Source organism: Xanthomonas campestris pv. asclepiadis (genome assembly GCF_020784175.1).
Classification (GTDB): domain Bacteria; phylum Pseudomonadota; class Gammaproteobacteria; order Xanthomonadales; family Xanthomonadaceae; genus Xanthomonas; species Xanthomonas campestris_D.
The window spans coordinates 1-1,412 of the sequence record NZ_JAJGQM010000098.1 but is presented as its reverse complement, the minus strand read 5'-3'; the positions used below and the strand labels follow the sequence as shown (position 1 = coordinate 1,412).

Below are 1,412 nucleotides of genomic sequence, written 5' to 3'. Positions count from 1 at the left end.
TCACGCCTGCCATGAAGTTGGCGATGGCCACTTAGCTCCACTTCTGGCGACCGCTAGAAGTGGGGGGATTACCATTGAACTGACATCAATCGATTGCTTTCGACAGTGGTGCGCGTATTTGTGATTCGCTGACTGGGTAAACCAGCCGCCTCGGTGACCGTATGCACATTGACTGGCACGCCAGCATCCGCAAGTTCGGCATAGGCGTGTTGCGTGACAACCCCGGCACGATCGGTAGAAGCTCTCAAGCGCCGACGAAAATCGACACTTGCGTCCAAATAGTCGCTGCTGAGCGTGCCTGCGCTGTCGGTGATGTCATCTATTTTTCTAGGACCTGCGGAACGCTGGCTCAGCGTATATGTCGTCTGTTTCCCCAACGCGTCGGTTACAACGGTGGCGCCATCGGTGTAATCAAGCGTCACGCCGTCTGCGCCGTCGTGATGCTGGCTCGACACAACACGCCCAGTAGCGTTGTAGGCGAATGTGCTGTAGCGCATTCCATCCTCCGCGACCACACCGGTCAGGAAGCGGTAAAAATCCTCGTCTTCATACAGATACGACCTGATCCGGCCGTCCGCATAGGTCACGCTCTCCAGCACCGCGCTGTCCGGGAAAGTGTCAGAGTACGCGTAAGTAGCCAACGCAACCCCGTCCAGCGTAATTCGAATAAGCTGGGCATAACGGGAACCATCAGCGTAGTTAAAAACCAACTTGCGGCCGGTCGAGTGCGTGATCGACTCCAACCTCAAGGACCGATCGTACGCATATCGAAGGTAAGTACCGTCGTCCTTCGACACCAAGCTCAACGCGCCTGTAGCATCAAATTCCGAAACCGTATCCGACCTAAAAAGTCGCCATCCACTTGCTATTTTCTCAAGCCGATCCCCTGAACCATCAGAGGCGACAAAAGAATTGCCAACTAGTTTAAAACTACGTTGAAGACCGCTTCCCTCTGCAAGTATTGCGTAAGAGCCACTAGCAGAAACGCTGATTTCATGTGAGTTGAACCAGCCCGCCCCAAGGTTGGATCGCCGTCCAACCTGCGAGGACCGAAACGTTCGAACGAGACGTATCCATCCAAGATCGAAATCCTGTTCAGGCTGCGACTTTTCTCCAGTTTTTACATCGCACGGATTACCAACCGAACAAGTATCCTGTAGAGAAGGTACGGTCAAATAAGCAAATATTTCCAAATTTACACAGGCCTGATAATCATCGTTCCATGTCGTATATAAAGGACAATTGAGCCTGCGCTGGCGATTACCGATCCCAGTGTGTTCTACGGGTAAGCACGTTCCATCGTAATAAAGCACATTCGATATAACATCAAAACTTTTCCTGATTAGCCCTATTCCTCAGCCATGAAAGTTGCTTGCCATGCGCAGAACGCGCTCTGGGCAAGGCTTGCAGCG

At 52.4% G+C, this 1,412-nt stretch carries 1 protein-coding gene and 1 pseudogene; both read right to left on the bottom strand.

The genetic code is table 11. The features are described 5' to 3' along the window. Positions 1–68: 68 nt before the first annotated feature. Positions 69–743, bottom strand: coding sequence for a hypothetical protein (locus LL972_RS21535; RefSeq protein ID WP_228329321.1), 675 nt, complete (start codon positions 741–743; stop codon positions 69–71). A gap of 201 nt (positions 744–944) precedes the next feature. Continuing rightward, positions 945–1,313 (bottom strand): annotated as a pseudogene (locus LL972_RS21735) (DUF6531 domain-containing protein); the annotation flags it as partial. Between the last annotated feature and the right edge of the window lie 99 nt (positions 1,314–1,412).